5 protein-coding genes and 1 riboswitch are annotated in these 6,024 nt (G+C 63.2%); of the genes, 3 read left to right on the plus strand and 2 right to left on the minus strand.

What is annotated here, in order from left to right:
• Positions 1-81 precede the first annotated feature (81 nt).
• The 3 genes from C1D09_RS15425 (at position 82) to C1D09_RS15435 (ending at position 2,929) form a co-directional block, all read left to right on the plus strand.
• Positions 82-1,692, plus strand: coding sequence for a phosphoenolpyruvate carboxykinase (locus C1D09_RS15425; RefSeq protein ID WP_143975122.1), 1,611 nt, complete (start codon positions 82-84; stop codon positions 1,690-1,692).
• 81 nt (positions 1,693-1,773) lie between these two features.
• Positions 1,774-2,211 (plus strand): alternative ribosome rescue aminoacyl-tRNA hydrolase ArfB, encoded by a 438-nt coding sequence (gene arfB, locus C1D09_RS15430; protein WP_143975123.1) that lies wholly within the window; start codon positions 1,774-1,776, stop codon positions 2,209-2,211.
• 88 nt (positions 2,212-2,299) lie between these two features.
• On the plus strand, positions 2,300-2,929 hold the full coding sequence (locus C1D09_RS15435) for an alpha-ketoglutarate-dependent dioxygenase AlkB family protein (protein WP_143975124.1): 630 nt from the start codon (positions 2,300-2,302) through the stop codon (positions 2,927-2,929).
• 79 nt (positions 2,930-3,008) lie between these two features.
• Here C1D09_RS15435 and C1D09_RS15440 read toward each other — a convergent pair whose 3' ends face one another.
• Both C1D09_RS15440 and C1D09_RS15445 read right to left on the minus strand, forming a co-directional pair.
• Positions 3,009-4,106, minus strand: a complete 1,098-nt coding sequence (locus tag C1D09_RS15440; protein WP_143975125.1) for an FAD-binding oxidoreductase — start codon at positions 4,104-4,106, stop codon at positions 3,009-3,011.
• A 20-nt stretch (positions 4,107-4,126) separates the two neighbouring features.
• Positions 4,127-5,374, minus strand: coding sequence for an aromatic ring-hydroxylating oxygenase subunit alpha (locus tag C1D09_RS15445; RefSeq protein ID WP_143975126.1), 1,248 nt, complete (start codon positions 5,372-5,374; stop codon positions 4,127-4,129).
• A gap of 113 nt (positions 5,375-5,487) precedes the next feature.
• Positions 5,488-5,688: riboswitch (cobalamin riboswitch) on the minus strand.
• Positions 5,689-6,024: the final 336 nt, after the last annotated feature.

Consider the following 6,024-nt stretch of genomic DNA (forward strand, 5'->3'; position numbering starts at 1 on the left):
GGTTTTGACCATCTCGGCCCGCTCGGCGGGCGTGCCGGAAATGCGCCGGCAAGGATGCGGCAAATCGTAGAAGGGACACCAATGTCGGAAGTCGGCAAACGCAATCCTGCTTGCCCGATCGATCGTATCGGCCTGAAAACCACCGGTATGGTGCGCTATAATTTTGGCGCGGCCGCCCTTTACGAGGAGGCGATCCGGCGCGGCGAGGCCCGTTTGACCGCGCATGGCGCGCTGGTCGCCGAAACCGGACAGCACACAGGCCGCTCGCCAAAGGACAAATTCGTCGTCCGCGACGCCAACACCGAGGCGCATGTCTGGTGGGACAACAACAAGGCGATCTCGCCGGCCCAGTTCGAAACGCTGTTCGCCGATTTCCTTGCTCACGCCGCGGACAAGGATCTCTATGTTCAGGACCTCGTCGGTGGCGCCGATGCCGAGCTGAAACTGCCGACGCGCGTAATCACCGAGTTTGCCTGGCATTCGTTGTTCATCCGCAATCTTCTCATCCGTCCGGACAAGGCCGAGCTCGAACGGTTCGTGTCGGAGATGACCATCATCGACCTGCCGTCCTTCCGCGCCGACCCCGCCCGCCACGGCTGCCGCACGGAAACGGTGATCGCCGTCGACCTTACCCGCAAGATCGTGCTGATCGGCGGCACTTCCTATGCCGGCGAGATGAAGAAGTCGGTATTCACCATGCTCAACTATCTCCTGCCGCAGAAGGGCGTGATGCCGATGCACTGTTCGGCCAATGAGGGGCCGGCCGGCGACGCGGCCGTCTTCTTCGGGCTTTCCGGCACCGGCAAGACGACGCTGTCGGCCGATCCGTCACGCACGCTGATCGGCGACGACGAGCATGGCTGGGGCCCGCACGGCATCTTCAATTTCGAAGGCGGCTGCTACGCCAAGACGATCAAGCTGTCGGCTGACGCCGAGCCGGAGATCTTCGCCACCACGCAGCGCTTCGGCACGGTGCTGGAAAATGTCGTGCTCGACGCCGACGGTGTACCGGACTTCAACGATGGCCGCCTTACCGAAAACACACGCTGCGCCTATCCGCTCGACTTCATCCCCAACGCCTCGAAGACCGGGCGCGCCAGTCATCCCAGAAACATCATCATGCTGACCGCCGACGCCTTCGGCGTGATGCCGCCGATCGCGCGGCTGACCCCGGCACAGGCGATGTATCATTTCCTCTCCGGCTATACGGCCAAGGTGGCCGGAACCGAAAAGGGCGTCACCGAACCCGAAGCGACATTTTCGACCTGCTTCGGCGCCCCATTCATGCCGCGCCACCCCTCGGAATACGGCAATCTGCTGCGCGAGCTCATTGCCAGCCATGGCGCCGATTGCTGGCTGGTCAACACCGGCTGGACCGGCGGCGCCTACGGCACCGGCAAGCGCATGCCGATCAAGGCGACACGCGCTCTGCTGGCCGCCGCGCTGGACGGCTCGCTGAACACAGCCGAATTCCGCACCGATGCCAATTTCGGCTTCGAGGTGCCGGTGGCGGTGCCTGGCATCGAGAGCGCCATTCTCGATCCGCGCTCGACCTGGGCCGACAAGCCCGGCTATGACCGCCAGGCGGCAAGACTGGTCGGCATGTTCGCCGTCAACTTCGAGAAATTCGAGCCGCATGTCGATGCAACCGTCATGGGTGCGGCGCCACGCATGCAGGAAGCGGCGGAGTAATCGTCACGTCGCTCAGCACCATTGAAGGCCTGATTTCGATCGGGCCTTTTCTTTTGTCCGCCGCCGCGCCATGACTGCGGCATGCCGATCGACCAGGACATCATCATATCGGGCGAAGCCGTGATCCATCCCGGTGACCTGCACGAGGATTTCATCCGCTCGTCGGGGCCGGGTGGCCAAAACGTCAACAAGGTGGCAACGGCCGTGCAGCTGCGCTTCGACGCGGCCAACGCGGCCGGCCTGTCGGAACGCGTGCGTGCCCGCACGATCAAGCTTGCCGGCCAGCGCGCCACCAAGGACGGCGTCATCGTCATCGAGGCCGGGCGCTTCCGCACCCAGGAGCAGAACCGGGCGGATGCCCGCGCGAGGCTCACGGCGCTTGTCGCCAAGGCAGCCGAGCCGCCGCCGCCGCCCCGTAAGAAGACGCGCCCCTCGAAAGGCGCGGTGGAACGGCGGCTGAAGAGCAAGGCCGGACGTGGCACGATCAAGAAGCTGCGCGGCCGCATCGGCGACGACTGATCCGTCTGCCGGAGCTTTTCGGGTCGTTGTCAGCGTCGCCATATGGCATTCTTGAAGGTCAACGCAGCAACTGGATTGTAACGGCCGCATGCTTGTTCTGCCCAAAGGCGTTCGCCACATGCCGGCCTATCTGCCGCGCGCCGTCCAGGACACGCTGGTCGAACAGGTGAGAGGCATCGTCCAGCAGGCGCCGCTGTTCGTCCCCGCTATGCCGCGCACCGGCAAGGCGATGAGCGTGCGCATGACCAATTGCGGCCCGCTCGGCTGGGTTACCGACAAGGAACGGGGCTATCGCTACCAGCCGACGCATCCGCTGACCGGAGAGCCCTGGCCACCGATCCCGGAGTGCCTGCTCGATCTATGGCGGCAAGTCTCGGGCTATCCGAATCCGCCGGAGGCCTGTCTTATCAATTTCTACACGGCCGACGCGAAGATGGGCCTGCACCAGGACCGCGACGAGGCCGATTTCTCGGCGCCTGTCGTCTCTATCTCGCTGGGCGACGATTGCCTGTTCAGGGTCGGCCAGACGACGCGCGACGGCGCCACCAAATCGTTCAGGCTGAAGAGCGGCGACGTCGTCGTGCTCGGCGGCGAGGGCCGTCTGGCCTTCCACGGCGTCGACCGCATCTATCCCTCGACCTCGGCGCTGCTCAAGAACGGCGGCAGGATCAATCTGACGCTGCGGCGGGTGACGAAGCCGCACGAGAACGGCTTATAAGCCGATCCTGACGCCGCCAGGGTCCTGGAAACAGCCGCAATTGCCTCGCAAGGCCGCCGTGCCGGGCCGCCCTACGCTGTCACGCCTCGATTTCGAGAGCCGAAAGCGGCTTCGAGCAGCAGGCGAGGATGAAGCCGTCATCGATCTCGTGATCGAGGATGCCACCATTGTGGCTCATCTCGACGGCGCCGGAGACTTTCTTCACCTTGCAGGTTCCGCACAGGCCGAATTCGCAGGCCGCTGGGATCCGCACGCCCGAGGAGCGGGCCGTCTGCAGCACGGTCTGGCCAGCGATGCATTCGGCATCGACATCTGAAAGCGCGAAGCGGATCGGTGTTGCCTCGACGGGAACGGCAACGCCGTCTTCCCCGGGCGACGCGAACGGCGCCGGCACCTCCTCCACCGCGGGGGCGGCAAAGCTCTCCTGGTGGTATTTCGTCATGTCGAAGCCGGCGGCTTCCAGCATGCCGCGCACGGCGCGCATGAAGGGATCCGGACCGCAGCAGAAGATCTCGCGTTCGCGGAAATCGGGTGCCAGCAGCGGCAGCCGGATCGCGTCGATGCGGCCCATATGGCCATACCAGCCCTCGCGGCTCGACCGCTCTTCTATCATGAAGCCAAGCGACAGGCCCGGCATATGACCGCCGAGCAGTTCGAGCTCCTTGCGGAAAATGATCTCTTCCGGGCGACGCGCGCAGTTGACGAAGCCGACATCGGTCCATGGCGCGCAATCGTTCAGCCAGCGCAGCATCGACATCATCGGCGTCACGCCGGAACCGGCCGAGACGAACAGATACTTGGCCGCCGGATGGCTGTGCAGCGAGAAGTCGCCGCCCGGCCCATAGGCTTTGACGTGCGAACCGGGCACAAGGTGATCGAACATCCAGCGTGTGCCGATGCTGCCGGCCTGCGCCTTCACGGTCACCGCGATCGAGAACGGCCGCGACGGCGACGACGACAGCGTATAGGTGCGCATCAGCGGTCCGTCCGACGTCGGCAGTTCCAGCGTCACGAACTGGCCCGGCTTGTAGCGGAACCAGGTCTGGTTGTCGGAGCGGAACGTGAAGGTCTTGACGTCGGGTGCCTCGTCGCTGACGCCGATCACCTCCAGCACCTGCAGCCTGTCGTTCCAGGGCGCCATCTGGTCGAGATGGCGATAGAGACCAAGATCCGTCATCGCATTCATCCCCAAACCTCTCAGGCGACGCTGCGCAGCGCCGGCCGGCCGTCTTCGGCAAGCCGTGGGCCGATGAAGGATGCGTACCATTCGACAAACTGGATCACGCCGCCCTCGTGCAACTCCGAATACGGGCCGGGTTCATAGGCCGGCGACTGGATGCCGAAAGCATTTTCCTCGACGATGCGGCGATCCTGGTCGTTGGTCTCGGTCCAGACATGGGTGAGTTCGGCAAGATCGTAGTCGACGCCCTCGACCGCATCCTTGTGCACCAGCCATTTGGTCGTCACCGCGGTTTCCGTGGCGCTGATCGGCAGCACGCGGAAGGTGACGGCGTGATCGCCCAGAATGTGGTTCCACGTCGTCGGATAGTGATAGAGCAGCAAGGAACCGATGCGGTCGGCCGAGACGTTGTCGGACAGGTTCTTCTTCACCGCCCGCCTGCCGGTCATCGTGTAGCTGACTGCATCGCGCAGCAGCGGCGCGCGGGTGGCGCGATATTGCCCGGCCGGATCGATGCGGAACTTGCTCGGCAAGCCGGCGGCCTCGCACTTGGCCCAGTGCGCCAGCATTTCCGGATCGCTGTCGGCGCCTTGCACGCCGGTCACCGTCGGAGCTTCCGGGAAGGTCTTGCACAGTTCCGGGTGATTGCCGGCGCAATGATAGCACTCGCGGTTGTTTTCCCAGACGAGCTTCCAGTTGCCCTTCTCGACGATCGTGCTCTCGAAGGCGATCTTTGCTTCGCTGAGGCGGTGCGGCTTGAGATAGGGTTCGATCATCGCCCGCATCGGCGCGAAGTCGGCAGGCTCCTTGGCCAGGCAGATGAAGACATAGCCGGCCACGCTTTCGCAGGCGACCGGCTTCAGGCCGAACTGGCTCTTGTCGAAACCGTCGGCCATCTGGCGGGCAAACAGCAGTCTTCCGTCGAGCTCATAGGTCCACTGGTGATAGGGGCAGACCAGCTTGGCGGCCATGCCCTTGTCGGTGTTGCAGACGCGGCTGCCGCGATGGCGGCACGAATTGTGGAAAGCGTTGATCTTGCCCTGCTGGTCGCGCACCAGGACGACCGGGTAGTCGCCGATCTGTACAGTGATGAAGCTGCCGGGCTTGGGCAGTTCGCAATCATGGCCGATGAACAGCCAGTCGCGATACCAGATCAGCTCCATGTCGAGCTTGAAGAACTCGGGATCGGTATAGAAGGGCTGCTCGAGCGAAAAGCCCTCTCTGCGGCCATTCAACAGCCTCAGCATATCGTTGCGCGCATCCATGTCCTGTCCTCATACTTCAAGGACTGAACTGGTGGTGATTGAGGAAGGATGAGACGCAGCTCGGCGAAAGCCGGGCACACGCGATCCGCCTCTTGACCGCCCACCGCGATCAGTCGAGTTAAAAATCTCGGGCTGGTTTCCGGGCTCTGGAGTGTCCTTGCGGACGGTCGCGACACCTTCCCAGGCTTACGCCCAGTGGTCTCCCGTTGCGACTTGAACTCCACCACCGTTGCGGGGGCAGCGCCGGATTCTGACCGGCTTCCCAATTCTCCGCCCCGTCGTCACGAAGCGGCACCTGAGATGGCATGATCTAACCACGGCAGCGTTTGCGACATCGGCATGAAAGCGACATCGTATCCATGCGGCGCGACACGCATGCGCAACGATCAGGTCAAGGGCAGCGGTCACGATAATCGTCCCCGCCGACAGCTGTACCGGCTGTCAAATTCAACCCGGAATGGGAGCAAAAGAGGTTAACGGTTTCGAAAAGTGACTATTAGCAGACTCTAAAATCGAACCGAACGGTTCGTTTCTGTTGACGGTGCGTGCAGGACGGTGTGAACGACGAGCCACAGATACAGTCGGTGATCACGCGCTGGTTTTAGCTAACATATTGATATTGAAATAAAAAGTATCTGACCTATTAAGCC

The sequence above is a fragment of the Mesorhizobium intechi genome, assembly GCF_002879535.1.
Lineage (GTDB): Bacteria > Pseudomonadota > Alphaproteobacteria > Rhizobiales > Rhizobiaceae > Mesorhizobium > Mesorhizobium intechi.

Coding starts and splice junctions, on each gene's coding strand:
- C1D09_RS15425 (WP_143975122.1), top strand. CDS start 82: ATGTCGGAAGTCGGCAAACGCAATCCTGCTTGCCCGATCGATCGTATC.
- arfB (WP_143975123.1), top strand. CDS start 1,774: ATGCCGATCGACCAGGACATCATCATATCGGGCGAAGCCGTGATCCAT.
- C1D09_RS15435 (WP_143975124.1), top strand. CDS start 2,300: ATGCTTGTTCTGCCCAAAGGCGTTCGCCACATGCCGGCCTATCTGCCG.
- C1D09_RS15440 (WP_143975125.1), bottom strand. CDS start 4,106: ATGACGGATCTTGGTCTCTATCGCCATCTCGACCAGATGGCGCCCTGG.
- C1D09_RS15445 (WP_143975126.1), bottom strand. CDS start 5,374: ATGGATGCGCGCAACGATATGCTGAGGCTGTTGAATGGCCGCAGAGAG.